The sequence below is a fragment of the Roseomonas sp. AR75 genome (assembly GCF_005222815.1).
In the GTDB taxonomy this organism is placed as follows: Bacteria; Pseudomonadota; Alphaproteobacteria; order Acetobacterales; family Acetobacteraceae; genus Falsiroseomonas.
Genome location: NZ_STGB01000003.1, coordinates 144,789 through 168,136, shown reverse-complemented (window position 1 = coordinate 168,136; position 23,348 = coordinate 144,789). Strand labels below are relative to the sequence as shown.

The 23,348-nt window shown below is 71.4% G+C and carries 27 protein-coding genes; 8 read left to right on the top strand and 19 right to left on the bottom strand.

Annotation, left to right across the window (positions count from 1 at the left end; genetic code table 11):
• The first annotated feature begins 9 nt into the window (after positions 1-9).
• Positions 10-942: a Gfo/Idh/MocA family protein gene (locus tag E4T13_RS12810; RefSeq protein ID WP_137178685.1), complete on the top strand. Its 933-nt coding sequence runs from the start codon at positions 10-12 to the stop codon at positions 940-942.
• A 47-nt stretch (positions 943-989) separates the two neighbouring features.
• Here E4T13_RS12810 and E4T13_RS12805 read toward each other — a convergent pair whose 3' ends face one another.
• Positions 990-1,694 carry a helix-turn-helix transcriptional regulator gene (locus E4T13_RS12805; protein ID WP_137178684.1) on the bottom strand — a complete coding sequence of 235 codons (705 nt, stop codon included), beginning with the start codon at positions 1,692-1,694 and terminating at the stop codon, positions 990-992.
• A gap of 105 nt (positions 1,695-1,799) precedes the next feature.
• Here E4T13_RS12805 and E4T13_RS12800 point away from each other — a divergent pair, with 105 nt between their 5' ends.
• Positions 1,800-2,987, top strand: a complete 1,188-nt coding sequence (locus E4T13_RS12800) for an MFS transporter (protein ID WP_137178683.1) — start codon at positions 1,800-1,802, stop codon at positions 2,985-2,987.
• 42 nt (positions 2,988-3,029) lie between these two features.
• Here E4T13_RS12800 and E4T13_RS12795 read toward each other — a convergent pair whose 3' ends face one another.
• The 6 genes from E4T13_RS12795 to E4T13_RS12770 form a co-directional block, all read right to left on the bottom strand.
• Positions 3,030-3,656 (bottom strand): PEP-CTERM sorting domain-containing protein, encoded by a 627-nt coding sequence (locus E4T13_RS12795; protein WP_206030166.1) that lies wholly within the window; start codon positions 3,654-3,656, stop codon positions 3,030-3,032.
• A gap of 479 nt (positions 3,657-4,135) precedes the next feature.
• On the bottom strand, positions 4,136-4,912 hold the full coding sequence (locus tag E4T13_RS12790) for a PEP-CTERM sorting domain-containing protein (protein WP_170984973.1): 777 nt from the start codon (positions 4,910-4,912) through the stop codon (positions 4,136-4,138).
• Positions 4,913-5,276: 364 nt separating this feature from the next.
• Positions 5,277-6,281, bottom strand: a complete 1,005-nt coding sequence (locus tag E4T13_RS12785; protein ID WP_240791111.1) for a lipid A deacylase LpxR family protein — start codon at positions 6,279-6,281, stop codon at positions 5,277-5,279.
• Between the two features lie 135 nt (positions 6,282-6,416).
• Positions 6,417-7,574 carry a lipid-A-disaccharide synthase gene (lpxB, locus tag E4T13_RS12780; RefSeq protein ID WP_137178680.1) on the bottom strand — a complete coding sequence of 386 codons (1,158 nt, stop codon included), beginning with the start codon at positions 7,572-7,574 and terminating at the stop codon, positions 6,417-6,419.
• Positions 7,571-8,491, bottom strand: a complete 921-nt coding sequence (locus E4T13_RS12775) for a carbon-nitrogen hydrolase family protein (protein WP_137178679.1) — start codon at positions 8,489-8,491, stop codon at positions 7,571-7,573. The genes lpxB and E4T13_RS12775 overlap by 4 nt, the downstream gene beginning before the upstream one ends.
• A complete protein-coding gene (locus E4T13_RS12770) occupies positions 8,488-9,090 on the bottom strand; it encodes a GNAT family N-acetyltransferase (RefSeq protein ID WP_170984972.1) in 603 nt (200 codons plus the stop codon). Before E4T13_RS12770 ends, E4T13_RS12775 begins: the two co-directional genes overlap by 4 nt.
• 47 nt (positions 9,091-9,137) lie before the next feature.
• Between E4T13_RS12770 and E4T13_RS12765 the strand changes: the two genes are divergently transcribed.
• A complete protein-coding gene (locus E4T13_RS12765; protein WP_240791110.1) occupies positions 9,138-9,392 on the top strand; it encodes a SemiSWEET family sugar transporter in 255 nt (84 codons plus the stop codon).
• A 6-nt stretch (positions 9,393-9,398) separates the two neighbouring features.
• On the opposite strand, the gene E4T13_RS12760 is transcribed toward E4T13_RS12765, so the two are convergent.
• From E4T13_RS12760 to hisI, 3 genes are all read right to left on the bottom strand, one after another.
• Complete coding sequence (locus E4T13_RS12760) at positions 9,399-9,731, bottom strand: STAS domain-containing protein (RefSeq protein ID WP_137178678.1); 333 nt, start codon at positions 9,729-9,731, stop codon at positions 9,399-9,401.
• A gap of 68 nt (positions 9,732-9,799) precedes the next feature.
• A complete protein-coding gene (locus E4T13_RS12755) occupies positions 9,800-10,828 on the bottom strand; it encodes a GTP-binding protein (RefSeq protein ID WP_137178677.1) in 1,029 nt (342 codons plus the stop codon).
• Complete coding sequence (gene hisI, locus E4T13_RS12750; RefSeq protein WP_137178676.1) at positions 10,825-11,247, bottom strand: phosphoribosyl-AMP cyclohydrolase; 423 nt, start codon at positions 11,245-11,247, stop codon at positions 10,825-10,827. Before hisI ends, E4T13_RS12755 begins: the two co-directional genes overlap by 4 nt.
• A gap of 94 nt (positions 11,248-11,341) precedes the next feature.
• Between hisI and E4T13_RS12745 the strand changes: the two genes are divergently transcribed.
• Together E4T13_RS12745 and E4T13_RS12740 are read left to right on the top strand one after the other, a co-directional pair.
• Positions 11,342-11,860 (top strand): Fur family transcriptional regulator, encoded by a 519-nt coding sequence (locus tag E4T13_RS12745; protein ID WP_137178675.1) that lies wholly within the window; start codon positions 11,342-11,344, stop codon positions 11,858-11,860.
• Between the two features lie 105 nt (positions 11,861-11,965).
• Positions 11,966-12,442, top strand: coding sequence for a hypothetical protein (locus E4T13_RS12740; protein ID WP_137178674.1), 477 nt, complete (start codon positions 11,966-11,968; stop codon positions 12,440-12,442).
• Here the strand turns inward: E4T13_RS12740 and metC are convergent.
• From metC to E4T13_RS12720, 4 genes are read right to left on the bottom strand one after another with little or no spacing between them, the layout of a single operon-like run.
• Positions 12,336-13,517, bottom strand: coding sequence for a cystathionine beta-lyase (metC, locus tag E4T13_RS12735; protein WP_137178673.1), 1,182 nt, complete (start codon positions 13,515-13,517; stop codon positions 12,336-12,338). The two genes, E4T13_RS12740 and metC, sit on opposite strands and share 107 nt — an antisense overlap.
• Complete coding sequence (locus E4T13_RS12730; RefSeq protein WP_137178672.1) at positions 13,517-14,365, bottom strand: sulfurtransferase; 849 nt, start codon at positions 14,363-14,365, stop codon at positions 13,517-13,519. The genes metC and E4T13_RS12730 overlap by 1 nt, the downstream gene beginning before the upstream one ends.
• Positions 14,366-14,370: 5 nt before the next feature.
• A complete protein-coding gene (locus tag E4T13_RS12725) occupies positions 14,371-15,093 on the bottom strand; it encodes an alanyl-tRNA editing protein (protein ID WP_137178671.1) in 723 nt (240 codons plus the stop codon).
• Positions 15,094-15,095: 2 nt separating this feature from the next.
• Positions 15,096-15,740: an NUDIX domain-containing protein gene (locus E4T13_RS12720; RefSeq protein ID WP_137178670.1), complete on the bottom strand. Its 645-nt coding sequence runs from the start codon at positions 15,738-15,740 to the stop codon at positions 15,096-15,098.
• A 37-nt stretch (positions 15,741-15,777) separates the two neighbouring features.
• On the opposite strand from E4T13_RS12720, the gene E4T13_RS12715 reads away from it, so the two are divergent.
• Positions 15,778-16,680, top strand: a complete 903-nt coding sequence (locus tag E4T13_RS12715; RefSeq protein ID WP_137178669.1) for a DMT family transporter — start codon at positions 15,778-15,780, stop codon at positions 16,678-16,680.
• A gap of 56 nt (positions 16,681-16,736) precedes the next feature.
• Here E4T13_RS12715 and E4T13_RS12710 read toward each other — a convergent pair whose 3' ends face one another.
• The 5 genes from E4T13_RS12710 to parA all read right to left on the bottom strand — a co-directional run bounded on the left by E4T13_RS12710 (position 16,737) and on the right by parA (position 21,416).
• Positions 16,737-17,786 carry a WcbI family polysaccharide biosynthesis putative acetyltransferase gene (locus E4T13_RS12710; protein WP_137178668.1) on the bottom strand — a complete coding sequence of 350 codons (1,050 nt, stop codon included), beginning with the start codon at positions 17,784-17,786 and terminating at the stop codon, positions 16,737-16,739.
• A complete protein-coding gene (locus tag E4T13_RS12705; protein WP_206030165.1) occupies positions 17,783-18,820 on the bottom strand; it encodes a GSCFA domain-containing protein in 1,038 nt (345 codons plus the stop codon). The genes E4T13_RS12710 and E4T13_RS12705 overlap by 4 nt, the downstream gene beginning before the upstream one ends.
• A 73-nt stretch (positions 18,821-18,893) precedes the next feature.
• A complete protein-coding gene (locus E4T13_RS12700) occupies positions 18,894-20,183 on the bottom strand; it encodes a tetratricopeptide repeat protein (RefSeq protein WP_137178666.1) in 1,290 nt (429 codons plus the stop codon).
• 154 nt (positions 20,184-20,337) lie between these two features.
• Positions 20,338-20,784, bottom strand: a complete 447-nt coding sequence (locus E4T13_RS12695; protein ID WP_137178665.1) for a GNAT family N-acetyltransferase — start codon at positions 20,782-20,784, stop codon at positions 20,338-20,340.
• A complete protein-coding gene (gene parA, locus E4T13_RS12690; RefSeq protein ID WP_137178664.1) occupies positions 20,781-21,416 on the bottom strand; it encodes a ParA family partition ATPase in 636 nt (211 codons plus the stop codon). The genes E4T13_RS12695 and parA overlap by 4 nt, the downstream gene beginning before the upstream one ends.
• Before the next feature lie 232 nt (positions 21,417-21,648).
• Between parA and E4T13_RS30775 the strand changes: the two genes are divergently transcribed.
• Together E4T13_RS30775 and E4T13_RS12685 are read left to right on the top strand one after the other, a co-directional pair.
• On the top strand, positions 21,649-21,774 hold the full coding sequence (locus E4T13_RS30775; RefSeq protein ID WP_256370450.1) for a hypothetical protein: 126 nt from the start codon (positions 21,649-21,651) through the stop codon (positions 21,772-21,774).
• Between the two features lie 119 nt (positions 21,775-21,893).
• Positions 21,894-23,309: an NAD(P)H-hydrate dehydratase gene (locus E4T13_RS12685; RefSeq protein WP_240791109.1), complete on the top strand. Its 1,416-nt coding sequence runs from the start codon at positions 21,894-21,896 to the stop codon at positions 23,307-23,309.
• Positions 23,310-23,348: the final 39 nt, after the last annotated feature.

Sequence of the window (23,348 nt, the reverse complement as noted above, 5' to 3'; positions counted from 1 at the left end):
ACCCGCCGCATGACGCTCCGCCTCGCCGTGCTCGGTGCCGGCCATTTCGGCCGCTTCCACGCCCTCAAGGCCGCGAAGGGCGCGCGCACGCGCCTCGTCGCCGTGCATGACGCCGACCCCGCCCGCGCCGCCGCCATCGGGGCCGAGGCCGGCGCGCCCGCCCTTGGCCTTGCCGAGGCCATCGCCGCCGCCGATGCGGTGATCGTCGCCGCCCCCACCCGCTTCCATCATGCGCTGGGCCTGGCGGTGCTGCAGGCCGGGCGGCATCTGTTCATGGAGAAGCCGATCGCCGCCACCCTCGCCGAGGCTGACGAACTGGCCGCGCTGGCCGCCGCCCGGGGCCGGGTGCTGCAGGTCGGCCATATCGAGCGCTTCTCGGCCGCGTTCCGCGCCGTGGTGGCGGCGCCGGGCCGTGACCAGGCGCTGTCGTGGGACGCGGTGCGCGCGGCGCCGTTCCGGCCGCGAAGCCTGGATGTCTCCGTGGTGCTGGACCTGATGATCCACGACATCGACCTGATCCTGACCCTGGCCGGGGAGGAGCCGGAGGTGGTGGAGGCGGTCGGTGCGCGGGTTGTTTCCGACCATCCCGACTTCGCCGTGGCGCGCTTCCGCTTCCCCTCCGGCCGCGCGGCGGTGATCACCGCCTCGCGCGTGTCGCTTGCCATGGAGCGGCGGCTGCGGGTTCTGGGGCGGGAAGGCGAGATGGCGGTGGACTTCCTCCAGCGGAGCCTCGCTGTGCTGCGCCGCGGCGGCGCCGAGCCGGTGGCGAACATGCCTGCCCATGGCGTGGACCGCGCGACCTGGACCGACCATGACAGCCTGGAGGCCGAGCAGGCCGGCTTCGCCACGGCGTGCCTGGACGGCAACCCGCCCGAGGTGGACGCCGCGGCCGGACTTCGCGCCCTGAAGGCAGCCTTGGCCGTTGAGGCGGCGATTGGCTGATCCGGCTCCTGGCCCGATGCCCGCTGCCGGCATCGCCCGGCCGCTGATCAGGCAGGGCCGCGCAAGTCTTCGGGTGCGATCCCGAAGGCGTCGCGGAAGCCGGCCCAGCCGGCCGGCGTGATCTCCAGCGCCCGGCCGCCTGCGCGGCGCCGCACCCAGCCGAGCGCGAAGCAGCGGGTGCAGAGCGCGGCGCCGAGCACGCCCGCCACATGCGGCCGGCGCTCCGACCAGTCCAGGCAGGGCCGGCAGAACAGCCTGCCGCGGCGGGTCGGCGCCGCCGCCACGCCGAGGCCGACCAGGAAAGCCTCGCCGGCAGGCGTCACGGCGCCGCCATCGGCCGTAAGCTCGATCTGACCGCGCGCGGTCATTGCGTCGGCGATCGCGACGGCGAGGCGCCCGGCCAGGTGGTCGTAGCAGGTGCGGGCCTGGCGCAGGGCGGCGTCGCGTGGCCCGGTCGCCACCGCGCGCCGCGGCCGCGCCGCGGCGAGTTCCAGCAGGCCCTCGATCAGGCGCGCGACGGCCGGGCTGGCGAGACGGTGATAGCGATGCCGTCCCTGTCGCTCCATGGCCAGCAGCCCGGCCTCGGTCAGCCGGCCGAGATGACCGCTCGCGGTCTGCGGCGTGATGCCGGCCGCCGAGGCGAGCTCGCCGGCGGTCAGCGCCCGCCCGTCCATCAGGGCGGCGAGCATGGCGGCGCGCGCGGGATCGCCGATCAGCGCGGCGGTCTCGGCCAGGGCGGCATTGCTGGACATGGCGGCAGGATAGCGCGCCGCCGCGCGGGATGCTTCGGCGGCCGCCGAAGCCCCGGCTGCGCGCGCTGCGCCAGGATGCCAGGATCGCAGGGTGCGGATCGGCGGATGAGAGACTCGTCGCAGGAGTTCGGGTGGAAGGTCGTGCGTGCGGCCTTCGTGGTCGCCGTGTTCGGCTGGGGCATGGGGTTCTACGGTCCGCCGGTCTTCCTGCACGCCGTCGAGGCCGGGCGGGGCTGGCCGGCCTGGCTGGTCTCGGCAGCGGTGACCAGCCATTTCCTCGTCGGCGCCGGCGTCGTTGCGCTGCTGGCCAGGCTGCACCGCCGCTTCGGCATCGTCGCGGTGACGCGCGCAGGGGCCGTGAGCGCCGCGCTCGGCGCGCTGGGCTGGGCGCTGGCCGCCGCGCCCTGGCAGTTGTTCCTGGCGACGCTGCTCTCCGGCGCGGGCTGGGCGGCCACGGGCGCGGCGGCGATCAATGCGATGGTCTCGCCCTGGTTCATCCGCCGCCGCCCCGCCGCGATCGGCGCGGCCTTCAACGGGGCGAGCATTGGCGGCGTGGTGCTCTCGCCGCTCTGGGTGGCGCTGATCGGCTGGGTGGGATTCGGCTGGGCAGCGGCGCTGATCGGCGGCGCGATGGTGCTGGCGCTGTGGTGGCTCGCCGGGCGCTATCTCGGCCGCACGCCCGCGGCGATGGGCCTGTGGCCCGATGGCGAGACGCCCCCGCCGCCGCGCGCGGAGGCGCCGGACGCGGCGCGGCTCTGGTCGGACCGGCGTTTCCTGCTGCTGGTGCTGGCCAATGCGCTGGGGCTGTTCGCGCAGATCGGGCTGGTGGCGCATCTGGTGGCGCTGCTCGCGCCGGCGCTGGGCGCGCAGGGGGCCGGGCTCGCCGCCGGCCTGGCGACGGCCTGCGCCATTGCCGGCCGATCCGTGATGGCGCGGGTGCTGCGGCCCGGGGTGGACCGGCGCCGCGCGGCGGCGGCGAATTTTGGCGTGCAGGTGCTGGGGGCGCTGACGCTCATGCTGGCCGGCGGCGCGCCGGCGCTGCTGCTGCTCGGTGTGGCGCTGTTCGGCCTCGGGCTGGGCAATGCCACCTCGATGCCGCCGCTGATCGCCCAGCAGGATTTTCGGGAGTCCGAGGTGCCGCGGGTGGTGGCGCTGGTCGTGGCGACGGGGCAGGCCGCCTATGCCTTCGCGCCCGCGGCCTTCGGCCTGCTGCGGGTGCTGGATCCGGCGGCGCTGTTCCTGGCGGCGGGTGCCTTGCAGGCGCTGGCGGCGCTGGTGCTGCTGCGCCGCTGAGCGGGGCGGCCCGTCACTGGGCCGCCCCTTTCAGAGCCTGGCTCAGCCGAGACGCCGGCGGGCAACCGCGCCGAGGCCAAGCAGGCCCATGCCGAACAGGGCGAGGGTCGTGGGCTCCGGCACGTCCACGACCTGGCCGCCAGACGACACTGAGGCCGAGAAGCTCGTCACGGTGTTGCCCTGCGCCGTCAGGGTGTAGGTCGCCTGCGTCGCGTCGAAGCCGCCGCCCTGAAACACGCCCGTGCCGCTGAAGGTGATGCTGGTCTCACCGTCATAGAGCCGATTGATGTTGAGGATGCTGGTCAGATCGAAGGTCAAATCGCTCGACAGTCCCTCGACGGTGAAGAAGTCGTCGATATCCAGCATGATGCTCACCGGCCCAGAGCCGACGATCGTGCCCTCTGCGATGTCCTTGATCTCGACATCCGGATCGAACAGACCGAGCAGCGCGCCGGTGCCGGCACCGCTGGTGCGGGTCTGGAACGGTGCTCCGCCGCCCGGCGGCGTGAGGATCGGGTCGAAGTCGAGCCCGGTCAGGTCCGCGGCGTCGGTGCCAAGCGGGAGCAGGGTGACGAAGCCGGCCAGCTCAATGCCGGTGCCATTCGGAATCGGCGCGGCCTCGGCGGACGGCGCATAGGTGGTGGCGGCGAGTGCGAGGCCGAGGCCCACCCCGACAGTCCTGAGGGAAGAAATAGCGTGACGCATTCTGACAAACTCCTTGGCTGCAATCAGCGGGGGTGCGCCCCACCGGCCGATGCCACTCAAGGAGTGTGCCGTGGCGCCTGAGCGCCTTGGCATATACCGTTTCAGCTCATCTCCCGACAAATCAGATGCTTAGTGTCTGTCGGCAGATTTGACATGCGTCCGAAAGGCCGAACTCTGCCTGCTGGCGAACAACCCATGATGGCATACAATGCTCAGCTTCACAGTCATGTGTCTGATTGTGTGCAATACGCGACATACAATGTAACAAAATCTCTCTCATGAGTTGTGGTCTGGCGCGGCTTATCGCGTCTCCTCACTATCCAGAACAGCACCTGTCAAATTCACCGACGCTGCTGCGGGGAGCCTGCGCAGCCGGCGCGACAGCCGACGCCCGCCGGCTAGCGAGGCGGCGCTCCCCTGCGGGCCGCCTCGCTCCGATCGGCTCAGCCGTAGCGGCGGCGGCGGTACGACATCGCCCCAAGCCCAACCAGCCCTGCCCCGAACAGGATCAGGCTGGCCGGTTCCGGCACTTCCTGCGGCACGGGCGAGTCCGTGATCAGCGCCTGGCCGCGGCTCACCAACGAACCGCCATCGTTCAGGTCGAACTCGAACTGCAGGGTCATCGAGTAGTTGGTGTTCGTGGCCACCGGCCCGCCCGCGTTGTTGTGCGAGAAGGCATCCGGGTTCGTCAGCGGCGTGAAGCTGAAGGAATCCACCTGCACGCCCGGCGTGTCGGTCGAATTGTCCGCCGGCTGGTTGTTGGCGGAATCGATGAAGAAGCCCAGGTCCATCGAACTGCCGAGGGAGTTCAGGAAGGTCCCCGACCCGGCCGAGGACCAGGTCCCGGTCGGTCCGCCGGAGAAGTCGTCCGCCCCCACGGCCACGGTGATGTTGCGCGCCGCCCCGGAACTGTTCGTCACGGTCAGCGAGCTGCTGCTGATCGTGTCGGTGCTCGAAGTATCCTGGATGAAATGCAGCGACGCCGTGATCTGGACGCCGTTGATTGCCAGCGGCACGACGGTGCCGATTCCGAGGAACCCCACCGCCGGGTTGTTGTCGCAGGCGGCCTGATCGGCGCAACTGAACAGCACCCCGCTGACATTGGCTGACAGTTGCAGGCCTGCCTTTGCAGGGTTCGCAATCGCGAAGCCCGCCAGCATCGCCAAGCCCAGTCCCGATGCGGTCAGCGCCGTGCTCGATACCCTTGTTCTGCCATCCATGAGACTCTCCCTTGTGCAAAGGGCGACGGATCTAGCCTCCGCCGTGACGAATCCTTTCAAGCGGCATGCCGGGCGCGGAGCATTGTTCCAGCAGTTGAATCTGCACCGATTCAAATGTTTGGACCGCGTCGATGGAGTTGACATCAACCGCAGGATCAGGCGTTCCCAGCGTCTCTCACCCGCTGAAACCCGCCTGGTGCCATCGCCTCGCAGAATGTTGTATGCCGTGGAACCTATGGATTACATGGCGGCTCGCGCCATTGACGCATCCGTATCGGTATCAACGCCGGCGCGAGCGTGAGGATTGCTGCCTTGCGGTTGCTGTAAAGTATCCTGACAGCCCGGCGCGCCGCCGAACCTTCGCTCAGAACCGGAAGCCCACGCTCAGCGAGCCGAACTGCGACACTTGCCGCTGCGTGGTGAACTCCTCGCTGCGCACCGTGTATGTGGCCGTCAGCCTTGCCCAGGGGGTCAGCAGCGCGAAGCCCAGGCTCGCATCGCCGACCAGCGGCACGCGCTCCACGCTGCGGCTCTCGCGCCAGGTGTTGCCGTCCAGCGAGATGTCATGCGCGACGACGCGGCCTTCCAGCCCGGCGAAGGCATACCAGCCCCAGCGTTCCACCGGCTGATAGAACACCGACCCCGCCGAGGCCGGCCGAACCCGCGGCGGGCCGAAATCCGCCTCCAGCTCCGTGCCGATGCGGAACAGCGCGCCGGCCGAGGCATAGGTGTTCACGTTGCCGATGCTGCCCGCGACCACCGGGACGACGCCAACCGAGACGCCGTCCCAGAGGCCGCTCGGCTGGTTGAAGCGCCATTGCCGCGTGAGCACCAGATTCACCCCGGGCTCGTCCTTCAACTGGTAGTCCCAGCCCTCGGCGCGGGGCACGTTGATCACGTCATGCGCGTTGTTCTGCACCTGCTCGGCGAGCGAGGACGGGCCGACCACGCCAAGCTGCAGTTCCAGCGAACCCAACGCCGTCGGCGTGTAGGAGGTCAGCGTCAGCGAGCCATACAGCCAGCCGGCATAAGGCCGGTCGGTCGGGTCGGGGTTGCGCCGCTCGGTGTCCTCCGGCGTCCAGATCTTCTGGCCGAGCGCAACACCCCAGCGCGCCACGCCGCCCGAAGGAAACAGCAGGTTCGGGCGCTCCGTCAGCCCCGCCAGCCAGGCCGGCGGGTTGTAGGAGGGCGAGCGCCAGGCGAAGAGCAGGCCGTTGGTATAGTAGCGGTCATTGCCGGAGAAGGTGTCGTTCTCGTAGATCGCGACGAAGGTGCCGTCCGGGTCCACGGTGCGGCCGGGCACCGTCTGGGCCTGGGCGGCGCCGGCGCCAAGCGGCGCAATGGCCGCAACCGCGGCCGCGCGCGCCAAGCCTCGCCAGCCTCTCCGTCCGAACACCGTCATCGCCACCAGATCGATCCTTCCTGTCCCTCATGCGCATGCGCCGCCCCGCGCCGGAAGCGGCCCGGCGTGTCGGGCACAGTCGCGGGACGCGGTTGACGCCGCTCAGCGACCGGGCAGCGCGGCCAGCACCGCCTCGGCCGCCGCCTCGCTCGGCGCGAGGCCGGGCGGGTGCAGCAGGCCGAGAACGTTGCGCAGCCCCTCGCGTTGCGCGGCGGCGGCGTCGGGATCGGTCAACAGCCGCTCCAGCGCCGCTGCAATCGCCTCCGGCGTTGCAAAGCGCTGGAGGAATTCCGGCGCGACCTCGCGTTCCGCCAGCAGGTTGACCAGGCTGGCGAAGGGCACGCGGGCGAGGCGCTCGATGATCCAGGCGGTGACCGGGTTGATCCGGTAGGCGATGACATGCGGCACGCCCGCCACCGCCATCTCCAGGCTCGAAGTGCCGGATTTGATCAGCCCCGCGCCGCCGGATTGCGCGACGGCGGCGAAGGCGTCGTGCTTGTCCGACAGTCTCTCCACCAGGATCGGGTCGCCGGGCCAGGCGGCGACCCCCGCGCGCACCGCCTCCGCGACCAGCGGCGAGACGGCGACGACGGGGCGCAGCCCCGGCACGCGCTGACCGAGCAGGCCGAGGGTGGCGCCGAACAGCGGCAGCAGACGCTGCACCTCCATCCGCCGGCTGCCAGGCATCACCAGCAGCGGGCGCACCTCCGGCGCCAGGCCGTGCTTGGCGCGGAACCGCGCGGCGTCGCCGGCATCGGCGCCGCTTTCCAGCACGGGGTGGCCGACGAAGGTGGCGGGGATGCCGGCATTGTCGAAAAGCACCGGCTCGAAGGGCAGCAGGCACAGCACGCGGGCGACGCGCTCGCGCATCTTGCGTACGCGGCCGGGCCGCCAGGCCCAGATCTGCGGCGCGACATAATGGATCACGGGGATGCCGAGCCCCTGCACCCGCTCGGCCAGTCGCAGGGTGAAGCCGGGGCTGTCGATGGTGACGATCACGGCGGGGCGGCGCGCGGCGATGTCCGCCGCGGTCTCCGCCAGCCGCCGCGCGACGTTGCGGATGTTGGGCAGCACTTCCAGCAGGCCCATCAGCGCGAGTTCGCGCATCGGGAACAGGCTCGGCATGCCCTGCGCCGCCAGCAGGTCGCCGCCGATGCCGGCGACGTCGATCCCGGGCTCGCGCGCTCGGAGCGCCGCAACCAGCCGCGCGCCCAGCGCATCGCCCGATGCCTCGCCGGCGACGATGTACACGAGAGTCATGCGAATTCCGCCGGGCGTGGTGGCGGCACGGGTTGTCGCGGCCAGTCGCGGTGGTTGCGCACCGCGCCATGCACACGCACCTCGGCGATGCGCGCCGGGTCGAGCTCGCAGAACACCCATTGCGCAGTATCCAGCGTGCCGGCGGCCAGCACCCCATCTTCCGGGAAGCCGTGATCCGCGGGGCCGAACACCGCCGCATACCCGCGATTGACGTCGAGCGCGGCGGACCAGGGCGCCTCGCCGACGGTCGGCGTGCAGGCGACGAAGCACTGGTTCTCGATCGCGCGCGCGGCGGCCGAGGCGCGCACGCGGGTGAAGCCGTGCATGGTGTCGGTGCAGGAGGGGGCGAGGATCAGCCAGGCACCGGCCTCGACCTGCACGCGCACCAGCTTCGGGAACTCCACATCGTAGCAGATGGCGATGCCGATGCGGCCCCAGGGCGTGTCGAAGACATTGGGCGGCGCGCCGGCGGAGACGCCCCAGCGTTCGCTTTCGAAGCGCGTCATGCTGCGCTTCTCCTGGAAAGCCATGCGGCCATCCGGCGCGATCAGCGGCGCGCGCGCCACCACGCGGCCACCCGCGCGCACCGGCAGCGTGCCCGCCAGCAGCCAGGTGGCGTTGCGCATCGCCGCCGCGCGCATCTCCGCCAGGATGTCGTCGGCCGCGGCGACCAGGGCGGCGAGTTCCGTCGCCTCGTCGGTCGCCGCTGGCGGCGCGAGGCCTTGGTCGTCGCAACCGACTAGGGCGGCGCCGAGCTCCACGCAGGCGTATTCCGGCAGCACCAGCAGCTCGGCCTGCCCCCGCGCCTGCGCGATCCAGCGGTCGAGCTTGGCGCCGAAGGCGGCGATGCCCGCAGGCCGCTCCACCGGATATTGCAGCAGGCCGAGACGCAGCGGCCGCGCCGGCGGCGCCGTCATGCGCCGAGGTCCTTCAGCCAGAAGGAGAGGGTGTGCGGCGTCTCCTCCGCCGCACCGATCTCCTTCCAGTCGAAGGTGATGGTCAGGTCCGGTCGGGGCACGTAGCCGCGCTTGCGCCAGAAGGCGTCGAGCGGGACGTAGCCGATCGGGCGTCGCGGATCGGCGGGGTCGCGCAGCACGCCGCAGAAGGCCGCGCGGGTCAGGCCGATGCGGCGCGCATGCGCCTCCCGTTCGGCGAAGAAGCGCACGCCGATGCCCTGGCCGCGGTACTGCGCCAGCAGCACCGATTCGCCGAAGTAGCAGCATTCCGCCGGATCGAGCCCGGCCGCCGCGAAGGCCTCGCGCACCGCGCGGTGGCTGGTCGCCATGGGCGCGCAGGTCGCCGCGCCCACCACCGCGTCGCCGTCGCGGCAGACCACCACCGCGGCGCCGGGGTCCTGCGCATAGGTGCGGAGATAGTCGCGCTCATAGGCCTCGTCGCCCTCATACAGATACGGCCAGTCGCGGAACACGGCGATGCGCAGCCGCGCCAGGTCCGGCAGCAGCGGCAGCAGCGCCGGGCCGGACAAAGTGGCGAAGCTCGGATGGACGGCGGGCATGGGCGGATGCATAGGCAGCCGCCCGATGCGGGGGAAGGGGATCGTCGGTGGACCCGGTGGAGCTGATCGGCCTGATGGCCGGCGTGCTGACGACCTCGGCCTTCGTGCCGCAGGCGCTGCAGACCTGGCGCACGCGCTCCGCGCGCGACGTGAATCTCGGCCTGATCGTGCTGCTGGTGGTCGGGAATTCGCTGTGGTTCGCCTATGGCGCCCTGGTGGGCTCCTGGGGGCTGGTGGCGGCCAATATCGTCACGGTGCCGCTCTGCATGCTGATCCTGTGGGTGAAGCTGTCGCGCGCCTGACCCGGCTCAGCCGAAGGAGCCCGCAGCCTCGTCGCGCGAGCCGTGGATTTCCAGGATCTTGTCGAAGCCGCTGATCTCCAGCACCTCCCGCACGGCCGCCTGGGGCGAGGCCAGGGCGAAGCCGCCGCCGGAGATGCGCGCCATCTTCGCCGCCTTCAGCAGCACCCTGAGCCCGGCCGACGAGACGTAGGTCACCGCCGCGAGATCGGCCACCACCCGGTCGCCGCCCGCCAGCATCTCCAGCAGCCGTGTCTCCACCGCTGGCGCGGTCGCGGTGTCGAGCCGGCCGTTGAGCGCGGCCACCCGGATGTCGCCGGCGGTGCTTTCGGTGATGTCCATTCGGGCTTCCTGCGCAGGGACGGGACCGTCCGGCTGCACCGGAAGGTCGCGCGCGGGGGCAGGGGCTGTCAACGCGCGCCGGCCGCCAGGAAGGCGCCCAGCCCCTCCCGCACCACGCGCGGATCGAGGTCGCGCAGGATGAAGACCAGCCGCGATCGGCGCGGCTCGCCCTCCGGCCAGGCGGCGAGGCGGCGGGGCGGGTGGAACTGGCCCTGCACGCCGTGCAGCACGACCGGCTGCGCCTCCCCCTCGAGGTCGAGGATTCCCTTGATCCGCAGCAGCGCCGCGCCGCGGGTCTTGCCCAGCATCTCCAGGAAGCCGGCCAGTCCTTCCCAGGAGAGTGGCGTGTCGTAATCCAGGCAGAGCGCGCGGATGCGCGCATCGTGGCGGTTCGGGTCATGCGCGTGGTGATGGTGGTGGTGGCCGTGGTCCGGCGCGGCGGCGCCGATCCAGCGCGCGACATCCGGCGCCTTGGCCGCGGGATCGAAGGGACCGCAGCCGAGGATCGCCTCCGCCGCCACCGCGCCGGCCACCGCGGGGATGATGGGCGCGACGGGGTTGATCGACGCGAGCCGCGCCGTCAGCGCGGCAATGGCCTCCGGCGTCGCCAGGTCGGTCTTGCTCAGCACGATCCGGTCGGCGACAGCCGCCTGGCGCAGCGCCTCCTCCTGCGCTTCGAGCGTCGCCGCGCCGGCCTGCGCATCCACCACCGTCACCACCCCGTCCAGCACGAAGCGGCGCCCCATCCGGGGATCGGCCATCAGCGTGGCGAGGATCGGCGCGGGATCGGCGAGGCCGGTGGTCTCCACCACGACGCGCCGGATGCTCCGCCCGGCCAGGATGCGGTCCCACAGCCCGTCCAGCGCGCGCAGCAGGTCGCCGCGGACGGTGCAGCAGAGGCAGCCCGCATTCAGCAGCACCGCCTCCCCGTCCAGCCGCTCGACCAGGAGGTGGTCGAGGCCGACCTCGCCGAACTCGTTGATCAACACCGCGGTGTCCGCCAGGGCGGGGTCGCCGAGCAGGGCGTTCAGCAGCGTCGTCTTCCCGGCGCCGAGGAAGCCGGTGAGGACCGTGAGCGGGACCGGGCCTTCGGTCATCGGCCGTACAGCGCCTCCGGCTCCACCTCCGGCGCGGTCAGCGGGACCAGCGCGTCGTCCCGCAGCGCGCGATAGAAACAGCTTCGCCGGCCGGTGTGGCAGGCCACGCCGGTCTGTTCCACCAACGCCAGCAGCGTGTCCCCGTCGCAGTCGAGCCGCAGGTCGCGCAGGTGCTGCACCTGGCCGGAACTCTCCCCCTTGCGCCAGAGCGCCTGGCGGGAGCGCGACCAGTAGGTGACGCGGCCCGTCGCCAACGTCTCCTCCAGCGCCGCGCGGTTCATCCAGGCCATCATCAGCACCTCGCCGGTGTCATGTTGCTGGGCGATGCAGGCGACGAGGCCCTCGCGGTCGAAGCGCACCGCCTCGATCAGCAGGTGCCGCGCCGCTGGGCTCGGCGCGGCCGGGGCGTCGGAAGGCATGGTCAGGGCTCCGGGGTGACGTTATTCTATATCGCATATCGCGCGCATGAACCGCCGCGTGAAGGGTTGTGCCTGGAAAGAGGACCGGATCGGGATGAGCGGGGCCAGCGTGGCGGCACCACGGGAGCAGGCGGTGGAGGCGGCGCTGGACCGCGCGGCCTCGGCCTGCGCAGCGCGCGGCGCCCAGCTCACCGCGCTGCGCCGCCAGGTGCTGCGGCTGGTGCTGGACGCGCCCCATCCGGTCGGCGCCTATGCGCTGCTCGACCAGCTTCGGGCTGAACGGCCGGGCGCGGCGCCGCCCACGGTCTATCGGGCGCTCGACTTCCTGCAGGAGCAGGGCCTGGTGCATCGGGTGGAGCGGCTGAACGCCTTCGTCGGCTGCACCGGGCCGGAAGCGCATCACCACTGCGGGCACGGCCATGACCATCCGCATCAGTTCCTGATTTGTGCCAGTTGCGGGGCCACGGCGGAGATCTGCGACGACCGGGTTGCCGCCGCCGTACGGGATGCGGCGCGCGCCGCGGGCTTCGTGCCGACCCGCACGACAGTCGAGGTAGAAGGCCGATGTGCGGCGTGTGTGGCCGCCGGGCAAGGCGGACCATCGCCAGCCTGAGTCTACAAAAATGGCAAGGCTGAGATATCACGAATTCGTGATTATCGAATAGCGATAGTAACCAGTTGTTGCGTCGCGCGGTCCGGCCCCGGCTGAATTACCGGGATGACGACTCCTGACCCGATCTCCGAGCAGCGCCAGGGCGCCCTGGCCCTGCTGCGCATGCTGCGCAATCTGGATCAGGAGATCGGCGTGAGGCACAGCGGCATCGCGCTCGATGTCGGGCTGCTGCTGTATGAGCGCAGCGGCGCCGCGCTCTCGGTCAAGGAGATCTGCGCCCTCACCCGCTACAGCGGGCCGACGGTGCGGCTGGTGATGTCGCGCCTCGCGAAGGCCGGCATGGTCGGAACCGTACCGCATGGCGGGCGCACCACGGCCTATGCGCTGACCGAAGCCGGCGTCGCCGGCTTCGATGGCTACATCGCGCGTATCTGGGAGTTCGGCCTCGCCGTCGCGAAAGGCGAGATGCCGCGCTTCATCGCGGCAGCAGCCGCAGGGCCTGATCGAGGTCGGCGATCAGATCGGCGGTCTGCTCAAGACCGACATGAAGGCGCACCGCCTGCCCGGGAAGCGGCGGACTGACGCTGCGCTGGACCGAGGGGTTGGTCGGCAATGCCAGGCTCTCGAACCCGCCCCAGGACGCGCCGATGCCGAACAGCGTCAGCCCGTCCACGAAGCGGAAGATGTCGGCTTCCGTATAGCGCGGCTGGAACAGCACGCCGAACAGGCTGCAGGCGCCGGTGAAGTCGCGCTTCCAGATGGCGTGGCCGGGATCCTCCGGCATCGCCGGGTGCAGGATGCGCGCCACTTCCGGCCGCGCCTGCAGCCAGCGCGCGACCTCGAGCCCCGCCTGTTCCTGGTGCTTCAGGCGCACCGCCATGGTCCGCGCCCCGCGCAGCGCCAGCCAGCAGTCGTCGGGGCTGGCATAGTGGCCCATGGCGCTCGCCGCGCCGCGCACCTTCAGGTGGTGCGCTTCCGAATTCACCGTGACCGAGCCGAGCAGGATGTCGGAATGGCCGCCGACATACTTGGTCAGGGCCTGGATCGAGACATCGCAGCCCTTCGCGAAGGGCTGGAAGTGATGGATGCCCCAGGTGTTGTCGATCATCGCGACGGCGCCGCGGGCATGCGCCAGCGCCGCCAGCGCGGGCACGTCCTGCATCTCGAAGGTGTGGCTGCCAGGGCTTTCAAGGTACAGCACGCGGGTGTTCGGCTGGAACAGCGGCGCCAGCGCCTCCGCCGTGGTGGTTGGCGGGTAGAAGGTCGTCTCGATCCCCCAGCCCGTCATCATCCCTTCGGCCAGGCCGCGCGCCGGGCCATAGACGCTGTCCGGCATCAGGCAATGGTCGCCCGCCTTCAGGAAGGCCAGCAGCGGCACCGCGACGGCGGCGAGGCCCGTGCCGACGATGGTGCAATGCGTGCCGCCCTCGATCGCGGCGACCACGTCCTCCAGCGCGTAATGGGTCGGTCCGCCCTGGGTGCCGTAGGTCATCACCCGCTCGAAGCGGCGCTTGGAATTGTCGATCCGCGCCTGCGACGAGGGCTGCAGCACGGTCGAGCCGCGATGGACGGGCGTGTTGACGAAGCCATGGCTGCGGACGGGCGGCCGGCCGAGATGGGTGAGCCGCGTCTCGAAGCGGCTTCGTTCGTCGGTCATCAGGCGGTCGCCTTCGGCGTTTCGGGGCGGGAGGCCCATTCGGTCCAGGAGCCGTCATAGACGGCGGGCTCGGGCAGGCCGGCGCGCACCGCGCCGAGCGCCAGGACACAGGCGGTGACGCCGGTGCCGCAGCTGGTGACGAGCGGCCGCGTGTCGTCAGCGCCGCGCGCCTCGAACAGGCTCCGGATCGCGGCCGCGTCCTTCATCGTGCCGTTCGCGTTCAGCAACTCGGTGAAGGGCAGGGAGGCCGCGCCCGGCATGTGGCCGGAGGAGAGCCCCGGCCGCGGCTCCGGCGCCGTGCCGTCGAAGCGCGCCTTGCTGCGGGCATCGAGGATGAGGGCTTCGCCGCCACCTTGGCGCACGATCCGTTTCACGTCGCCGATGCCAGCCAGGCGCCGCGCGATCAGGTCCGGCACGAAGGTCGCAGGGGCGGCCGGCGCGGGGTCGCCGCTGTCCAGCGCGCGGCCCTCGGCCTGCCATTTCGGCAGCCCGCCATCCAGCGCAGCGACCGCCTCATGGCCGAACAGCCGCATCAGCCACCAGATGCGCGGCGAGGATTGCAGCCCCTTCTGGTCGTAGGCGACCACGCGCGTCGCGTTGGAGATGCCGAGGGCGCCGATCTCGCGGGCGAACCGCGCGGGCGTCGGGACCATGTGCGGCAGCTTGTCCTCGATGTCGGCAAGCTGGTCGAGATCGGCGAAGCGCGCGCCGGGGATGTGCGCCTTGCGGAACTCCGTCAGGCCATCGAGCGGCGCCTCGTTCGGCAGGTATTTCGTGCAGTCCAGCACGACGAGATCGGGCTTGCCGAGTTCCGCCGCGAGCCAGTCGGTCGAGACCAGATTGTCCACGAGGATCACTCCGGAAGGACGAAATGGATGCGCCGGTTCTGCCGGCCCTTGCTCTCGAGCTTGGTCACCTCGACCCGCCCGATCTCGCCGGTGGAGCGCACATGCGTGCCCCCGCAGGGCTGGAGATCCACCGGCGCCGCCTCGGTGCCGATCCGCACCAGGCGCACGCGGCCCGCGCCCTTGGGCGGCTGCACGGACAGCGTGCGCACCAGCGTCGGGTTGGCCTCCAGCTCGGCCTCGGTGATCCAGGTGAAGCCGACGGGGTGGTCGGCCGCGACCAGCGCGTTCAGCTTCTCGGAAAACCATTCCTTCGCCGGTGGCTCCGGCAGGTCGAAGTCCAGGCGCGACTTGTCCACGCCGATCTGGTTGCCGGTGGCGTAGATGCCCGGCAGCACGGAACACAGCAGGTGCATCGTGGTGTGCATGCGCATGTGGCGGTGGCGCCGCGCCCAGTCGATGGCGACGCGTACCTCGGCGCCCACCGGCGGCGGCGTCGCGCCGGGGACGAGGCCGTGCAGGATCGCGCCCTCCTCGCCCTTGATCGCCTCCGCCACAGCCGCCTCGCCGGCATCCCAGGTGATCGTGCCGGCATCGCCCGGCTGCCCGCCGCTTCGGGCGTACATCACCGTGCAGTCCAGCAGCACGCCCTTCTCCTCCACCGCGATCACGCGCGCCGTGCAGTCGCGCAGATAGGAATCCTCGGCGAAGAGCTGTTCCGTTGCGGGCATCGTCACATCCACTCGGCGCGCAGCCGCGCGCGGTTCAGTTGCAGCCACATCAGGGCGAGCGCGGTCGGCGCGCCGTCCACGCGGTTCGCGGCGACCATCGCGAAGGCCTCCTCGGCCGGCGCGACGACCACTCGCGTCTCCTCATGCTCGTGGTCAAGGCCATGCGTGCGGCCCGCGGCGTCTTCCAGCGTCACGCGCGCGCAGAAGCAATGCAGCACCTCGTCGCAGCCGCCGGGCATCAGCAGGAAGCGGCCGATGGAGGCGATGCCGGCGGCATCCAGCCCGGTCTCCTCGCGCAATTCACGGATGCCGGCCTCGGCCGGGTCCTCCGCCGGGTCCAGCAGTCCGGCCGGCAGTTCCGTCTGCAGGGGGGCCAGTCCCGCCGCGTGGGCGGGCAGGCGGAACTGCTCGATCAGCGCCACCGCGTCGCGCGTGGGATCATAGGGCAACACCAGCACGCCGCGCCCGCGGCGCCACAATTCCCAGGTGAGCGGGCCCGACAGGCTGCCGTCGAAGCGGGTGTAGCGGAAGCGCACGCGCTGCATCGCGAAGCGATGGGCGAAGACGATCTCGTCCGCCTCCACCGCGAGTCCCGGCGCCGGCGCGATCGGCGGAGCCAGGCGGTGGCGAGGTGGGCTGGCGTTCATGGGTCGCGGAAACTAGCCTCGGGGTCCAGGATCGTCCATGTCCCTCCCCGAGTCCGCCGGTGTGGCGAAGGCGCGGCAGCGCGCCATCCTTCTCGTCCTCGCGGCCTCGGCCAGCTTCGCGCTGGCTGCCGCGGCGGTGAAGGCGCTGGCCGGCGAGATCCCGCTGGCGCAGGTGATCCTGTTCCGCAACCTGTTCGCCCTGCCCTTCCTGCTGCTGCTGGTGCCCCGCGCCGGCGGCTTCGCCGCGCTCAGGCCGCGCGCGCCTGGCATGCACGCGCTGCGCACCCTGTTCGGCATGATGGGCATGGTCGGCGCCTTCGCGAGCTTCACCTGGCTGCCACTGGCGACCGCCACCGTGCTCGGCTTCACCATGCCGCTGTTCCTGACGGCGCTGTCCGTCGTGGTGCTGCGGGAGCGGGTGGGCTGGCGCCGCTGGAGCGCGGTGGTGGTGGGCTTCCTCGGCGTGCTGCTGGTCGCGCGCCCCGGCGCGGCGGAGCAGGCACTGCCGCTGGTGCCGGTGCTGCTGGCGCTGCTGGGTGGGCTCGGCTGGGCGCTGGCGATGATCACCATCCGCCGTCTGGGCGAGGCCGGCGAGCCCGGCGTGACCATCGTGCTGTGGTTCGCGATCGGCAGTTCGCTGGTGGCGGGGCTGGCGACGATCCCGGTCTGGGTCACGCCGGACGGGCGGCAATGGCTGCTGCTGCTCGGCATCGGCGCGATCTCCGCGCTGGCGCAGCTTCTGATGACGGAGGCCTATCGCCGCGGCGAGACGACGCTGCTGGCGCCCTTCGAATATGCCGGGCTGATCTGGACGATGAGCCTCGGCGCGCTGTTCTGGGGCGAGTGGCCGGGCCTGGTGGACCTGCTGGGCTTCGCGGTGCTGGTGGGGGCGGGGCTGTTCATCTGGTGGCGGGAGACGCGGCTGGGGGTGCGGCGGTAACTTTCCCACATTCCCCCGTCTGTCCGACAGTCCGCGCCATACGGGGCGCGTCCCAATCAGCCCTTGGCGCGCAGCGCCTCGTATTTCGCGGCGAACTCGCGCGACGTGAAGAGCGCTTGCCGAAGGTCTTCAGTCGTGGCGGGTTGCCGCATCCATGCATCAATGGCCGCCTCTTCGGCTTCACGGCCGAGGATGACACGAAAGCCCGTGCGGACGTCCTCGACTGTGATGGTGCGACGCACGCTTGGCGCGGGATGCCCAAGTACATTCTGCCGAACGAAGGCTCGCGCCCTCATCACTGACGGCGGGACATGATCGGGAGGCGTCCGCTCATATGCCGAATAGGCCGTGCTCAGCATCGTTTCCAGGCTGAATTCCTGGCCGCCCAGAGCGAAATTGCACGGTGGTCCTTTCCCAATCTGTCGGCTGATTTCCGGGTGTACTGCCCAGCGCAGAGCATTTGAAAGCGTATCGGGTGGAAGAGTGGCTTTGAGCGGTTGCAGCCCGACGCGAACAACCACCTGCTCCGCCAACGCGAACAACAGCTCTATACGTGGATGATTCAGTGTATGCATGAACACTGGCGGCGACGCTTGGATTGCTGCTCGTGCATCGTAGCCACCAGTGCTGAATTCGCGCTCGAGGCGCAGCACTTCCCGGTCATAGTCAGCGAAATAGCCGAGTGAGCCGTACGTCAAGGCATTATACAGTTTCAGTGCGCGTTGGACGCTGATTCCTTCAAGGAAGCAGGCAACTGCGATTGCTGAGTGGTATGGGCCTGTAGCGCCACGTATCTCGCTCCCGCCTGCATCGGTCAAGTAAACACAGTCCGGGTGGAAACCGGCGAACACGATGGCGGGAAAGCGAACCAGGCGCCGGATGGATCGTTGCAACTCCGCGGTTCGCAGCGCGCCCCATTCAGCGCTGTCGATGAACTGCGTGAGGACAAGGTCGCAGCCGGCCAACTCCGTCATCTGCGCACTGAAATCTGCAAATGGCTTCAGGTCATTAAGTGATACCGTGCAAATCTCGTCATCGGGTCGCAGCCGGCTGATGCAGGCTGAGAAGCCCGCCGCTTGGCAGTTGCCGACAACGCCGATCCTCATCGCTCGATCGCCTCCTCGTCGCACACTACCTGCGCAAGCTGCGCCATCTCCGCCGCGTCGCGGGCCACCGGCGCGGCGCCGGCATAGCTTCGTCGCTCCACCGGGCCGGTTGTCATGTAGTGGCGTGCGAAGATGTCCATGACACGCGCGACGCCTTCCGGACGCACCTCCCGCAGGTCGGAGGCGAAGAAGCGATAGCCGTAGTGCGGGCCGGTGATGATCTCGAACGAGGGGAAGTAGTCCACCCCCTCCTCGCGCCGGGTGATCTCGTCGGCCACCACGCGCAGCGCCGCCTTGCTCGCCACCGTCGAGACCAGCACGTGCCGCGTCTCATAGGTGGCGATCAGCGGCACCGGCGAGACGGTCAGCAGGATGCGGACGGCGGGGTTCACCAGCCGCAGGTCGGCGATGAAGCGCGTCAGGTCCTCCACCATCTCCGCCACGGAGAAATTGTGGAATGCGAAGTCCCGATGGTCCGGCATGCCCGCGACGCCAGGCGCGAGCGGGAACACGGCGCCGTCGACGGTGGAGTGCCAGGCCTCTGTAAGCCCGAGGGTGAAGATGAAGACGTCGCACTCCTCGAACATCGTGCGGACGGCGGCGAGATGCCTGTCGCGGTCCCGGGCGACCTCCTCCGGATCGGCGAAGCCGGAGGGCTCCACCTGCGGCCGGAACGGGTCCACGAATCGGCCATCCTCGCGCCGCCAAGCCTGGTCCACCGGCTCGAACAGCCCATAGGCGCGGCGGAACAACTGCAGAAGCTGCCGCACCGAGTAGATGTTGCCGAACCGCGCCGGGTAGACGCCGAAATTCCGCGCCGTCTCGCCCGGCTCGGTGACCAGGTAGTTGAAGCCGCGCGCGGCCAACGTGCGGGAAATGTGCTGCGCGAAGCAGCTTCCCGCGGTGGCGACGCGATCCTCCCGCCCTATTCGGAAACGGGCCTCGACCACAGGGTCCACTTCGTGGGGCTTGATCGCCACCGCCCGGCGCCAGAAGGCGCTGTCGGGTAGACCTCGATAGGGGTTGGTGCTCACGCGGGCCTCTCCGATCGGCGCCAGGACGTGTTCTGTATCCATTGCTGCGCTGCGGCAAGAGCTTGGCGGTGCCTCAACCCCTCGCCTTCGCCACCAGCCGCGCCACGCGCTGCGTCAGCGGATGCTCCGGATGCGCGCGTTGCAGGACCGCCAGATGCGCCTCCGCCCCCGCGCGGTCGCCGGCTTCCAGCGCCAGCTCCGCCAGGCGCGCCTGGGCCTGCGGCAAGGTCGGATCGGCGCGGAGCGCGGCGCGCCAGGCGGCCTTTGCGCCCTCCGTCTCGCCCAGCCGCTCGCGCAGCTTCGCGATCTGCACATGCTGCGCGGCCTCGCGCGCCAGCGCCGCGGTGGTTTCGCGCAGGATGAGCGTGCAGGCGGCGTCCAGCGCGGCGGCGCGGTCGATCGGCGGCGGGCTGGCCGGGGCCTCCGCCGGCGCGGCGGAGGGCAGCGTGAAGAGCGTCGCGCGGTCGGGAAACCAGCGCCGGCGCACCGCCTCGTTCACCGCGTCGAAGCGCGCGAGGAAGGCGGCGGCCTGGCCGGGATCGGGGCGCCAGCCCTGGCCGGGCAGGTGGTCGTTGGCCTGCTGCACGAAGCGCCGCCACAGCACGGAGGCGCCCTCCGGCTTACCGCCCATCGCCTCCGCCATGGCGCGCACCAGCTCGATCCCGCCGGGGGTGAGGGAGAGGTTGCTCTGCCGGTCGGGATCGTCGCGCGGCACCTCCAGCGGAACGCCGCAGAACGCGAGAAAATCGTCCACCACGTCGCCGTTCAGCAGGCTCTCCCGCTCGAAGACGCGCGGCTGCACCGCCGCCTCGCCGAACACGCGGGCCCAGAGGTCCAGCAGCGCGGCGTAGTCGTAGGCGTGCAGCGTCTCCGGCCCCTTCGCCGGCAGCACCGGCGGCGAGACATGCCCGACGCGCAGCGCCTGCGTGTAGCCGGAAGCGAAATGGCTGTCCTGCCGGCGCAGATACATCACCACGCGCACGGCCCCGACATGCGGCGCGAGCAGGTCGCGCAGTGCGGCGATGCTCGCCTCGCTGTCCAGCAGCCCGCCCATCTGCTCGGCGGAGATCAGCAGCAGCCGCGTGGTATCCGGCATCGCGGCGAGTTCGCGCGCGAACTCCACGCGGAAACGGGCGAGCCGCGCGGCAGGCGCCATCCCCTCCCAGACCGCCGGATTGAAATGGCCGAGCCGCTCCACCGGCACCAGCGAGGCCGGCAGCAGACCGTGGTTCGCCCAACCCGGCGCCAGCGGATAGCAGACGCCCAGCTTCGCCAGCGCCTCCCGCCGCGCGCCGAGCACGCGCTGGATCGAGGAAGTGCCGGTCTTCGATTGGCCTATGTGCAGGATCAGGTCGGGAGTCATCGTTGCCTCAGTCGCCGGCGCGACCTCCGGTCGCTTGGCTTGCGCGCCGCAGACAAGGCGCACCTGGCGGTGCGGCCGGTCGCCGCGCGCGGCCGCCTTGCGGCCGGAAGGGACGGGTTCGCTCGCGGCGCAAGCCAGGCCGTCGCCCGAGGCACTACGTCAAACTCTTCCTGAACCACAGCCGCGCATGGCCCTCCGGCATGCCGTCCAGCCGGCCGAACTCGGCATAGCCGTTGCGCTGCCAGAAATCCGGCGCCTGGAAGGAAAAGGTGTCGGTATAGGCATGCGCGCAGCCGCGTTCGCGCGCGATCGCCTCGGCCCGCTGCAGCAGTTCCGACCCCAGGCCGAGGCCCCGCATCTCCCGCGAGAGCCAGAGCCAGTCGATGAACAGCCAACCCCAGAAGGTGAGCCCCAGCAGCCCGCCGCGCACGGCCCCATCGGGCGCCCGGGCCAGCAGCGTCACCGGCTCCCGGTCATAGGCGCCGCCCATCTCCTGGTTGTAGGTGTGAAGCCCTCGCTGGATGGCGGCGACCGCGTCCAGCTCGGGATAGGCGTCCTCGACGATCTCGATATCGGGCGGCAACCCGCGCTTGCCGCTCATCGACGGCGAAAACCCTTCAGCGCCGCGGCCAGTGCCCGCACCTCCTCCGCCGCGACGGAGCGCGGCGCGGCTTCCGTCACGCCGAGGCCGAGCGCGAAAGCCTGGGCGAAGCCGCTGCGGTTGCCGAGCATGGGATCGAGCAACGTCAGCCCGTTGCCGCGCAGTGCCGCCGCCACCTCGCTCGCCAGCTTGCCCTGCGCGGGCACCCGGTTCAGCGCCACGGCGACCGGCCGCTTCTCGGCCTTGGCGAGGTCGAGCGTCGCGCCGGTCGCCCAGAGATCGGCCGGCGAGGGCTGCAGCGGCACCAGCACCAGGTCGGCGGCGCGGATCGCGATGCGGGCATCTGTGTCGTCATGCGGGGGCGTGTCGAGCAGGATCAGGTCGTGGCTGCGGCGCAGCTTGTCGCAGGCGCCGGGCACGCGCCAGCCGGACGGCGTGTCGAAATCCAGGACGGTGGCACGGCTGCCGGCCTTGGCGCGCGCGGCATGCCAGTGGCCAAGCGTCTTCTGGGGATCGGTGTCGAGCAGCGCGACGCGCTCGCCAAGCCCGGCGAAGGCTGTGGCGAGGTTGGCGGCGAGGGTGGACTTGCCCGCGCCGCCCTTCCGCTGGGCGACGGCGATGACGAACGCCATGGCTGCGACTCCGCACCGTCATTGTGCGCTGCGGAAGGTAGCAGCACCGGCGCGGGAACCCTAACGGCCGGTATCCGTGGTTGCCGCGTCCGGCCGAACCGTATCGGCGACATGGGGCGGGATGACGTCGCGGTTGGTGACGATTCCCTCCGACCGCGCGGGTTGCCGCGCACCCGGCACGGCTGGGCCGCCAAGCACCCGATGGTCGGCCGGCGGACCGGATGCGCGGGGGATGTCGCCGCCGGTCCGGCTGTCGCGGGAGGGCATGGGCGTGTCGCGCGGGCCGGGCTGGCTGTTGCCCGGCGGGATGGAGGGCGGAAGCTGGCTGCTGACCGCGGGCGCGTTCGGCCCCGATTGAAGCTCGGCGCGCGGTCGGACTTCCTGTGCGGAAAGGCCGGGCGCAAGCAGCAACAGGGTGAGAAGGGGCAATTGCTTCATGTGGGCAGAGCGCAGCAGGCGGCGCTAGGTTCAGCCGCGATGGAGGAACTGCTCACCCCCGCGGAGATGGCGCGGGCCGATGCCGCGGCGATCGCCGCCGGCATCCCCGGCATCGTGCTGATGGAGGCCGCCGGGCGGGCGGTCGCGCGGGCCGCGATGCGCCGCTTCCGGCCGGTCCCGACCCTGGTGCTGGCCGGGCCCGGCAACAATGGCGGCGATGGCTGGGTCGCCGCGCGGCTGCTGGAGCAGGCGGGGTGGCCTGTCGCCGTCGCCTGCCTGGCCGCGCCGCGCCCGGGCAGCGACGCCGCACTTGCCGCGGTGCGATGGCGCGGCCCGGTGGTGCCCTTCTCCCTTGCCGAGCCCGCGCGCGCCGGGCTGGTGATCGACGCCGTCTTCGGCGCGGGCCTGTCCCGGCCGGTGGACGGGCTGGCGGCCGAGGTGCTGCGGGCGGTGCGCTGCCCGATCCTGGCCGTGGACGTGCCCTCCGGCGTGGATGGCGCCACCGGGGCGGTGCCGGGCTTCGCGCCGCAGGCCGTGGCGACGGTCACCTTCTTCCGGCGCAAGCCGGGCCACCTGCTGTTTCCGGGGCGGGGGCTCTGCGGCGAGACGGTGCTGGCCGATATCGGCCTGCCCGCTGCCGTGCTGCCCGCCATCGCACCGCGCGCCTGGCGCAACGGACCCTGGCTCTGGCGCATCCCGCGCCCGGCTGCGGTGAGCCACAAATACGCCCGCGGCCATGTCGCCGTCGCCGCCGGGCCGGGCATGACCGGCGCGGCCCGCCTGGTTGCCGGCGGCGCAAGGCGGGCCGGGGCGGGGCTGCTCACCATCGCCGCGCCCGATGCGGCGACCGCCGCCGTGCTGCGCAGCGGCGCGCCGGGCGTGATCGTGGCCGAGGATCGCGCGGCGCTGCTCGCCGATGGCCGCATCGGCACCTGGGTGATCGGTCCCGGCCTGCCGCCCGATGCGACGACGCGCGCCACGCTGCGGGAAGCGGTCGCGGCGGGCCGGCAGGTGGTGGCGGATGCCGGCGCGCTTCGCGCGGCGGCCGATGATCCCGCAGCGCTGCGCGGCTGCGCGGTGCTCACTCCGCACGCGGGCGAGTTCGCAGCGATCTTCGGCCCGCCCGGCGATGACCGGCCTGGCGCGATCCGGGCCGCCGCGGCCGCCACCGGCGCCGTGGTCGTGCTGAAGGGCGCCGACACGCTGATCGCCGCGCCTGACGGCCGCCTCGCGATCAACGACAATGCCCCGCCCTGGCTGGCCACCGGCGGCACCGGCGATGTGCTGGCCGGGATCGTGGCGGCGATGCTCGCCCAGGGCATGCCGGCCTTCGAGGCCGCGGCGGCCGCGGTGCATCTGCATGGCGCGGCGGCCGGCCGTGCCGGGCCCGGCCTGCTGGCCGAGGACCTGGAATCCGTGATCCCCGAACTTCTCGCAACCTATTGGCTCGATTGAAGGCCCGGTTTCTGGCACCATCTGCCTGAAACACGCGGA